The organism is Neisseria sp. SLRRB23 (assembly GCF_050896295.1).
Classification (GTDB): domain Bacteria; phylum Pseudomonadota; class Gammaproteobacteria; order Burkholderiales; family Neisseriaceae; genus Neisseria.
In genome coordinates, this window is record NZ_JBPBFH010000112.1 from 1 (window position 1) to 374 (window position 374).

Below are 374 nucleotides of genomic sequence, written 5' to 3' on the forward strand. Positions count from 1 at the left end.
CAGCGCTGCGCTCATTGCCTGGATATGGTGGCGGGACATGACGATGGAGGTGTCTGCGGGCGCGCTGCCGAGTGCGGCAGAGTAGAGTGTGCCGCTGACGTTGATGCCGGTCGCTTTGGCGAGGCGGTCAACCATAGCAGTACCGTACCGACAAGGCAGGTATTGTTCATGCAACGATTGGTCGTGCTTCGTTCGCTGAAGCTGATTTGAAAGAGAACTTTGATGCGTTGCTGGACGCTATCGTTAAAGCCAAACCTGCTGCTGCTAAAGGTTTGCCCAACAGGCGGCGGAGAGCAGCACGAACGGTGTGGTTGGCAACAGAGGTAGGAAAATACCTGTCTCTTATACACATCTCCGAGCCCACGAGACTCGAC

Annotated in this window: 1 protein-coding gene; it reads right to left on the minus strand. The window is 56.1% G+C overall.

Translation table 11 applies throughout. The features are described from left to right. Positions 1-264: 264 nt before the first annotated feature. The gene (locus ACRPFF_RS11335; protein ID WP_432674672.1) at positions 265-318 is read right to left on the minus strand and encodes a hypothetical protein; all 54 of its coding nucleotides are present in this window, start codon (positions 316-318) and stop codon (positions 265-267) included. Between the last annotated feature and the right edge of the window lie 56 nt (positions 319-374).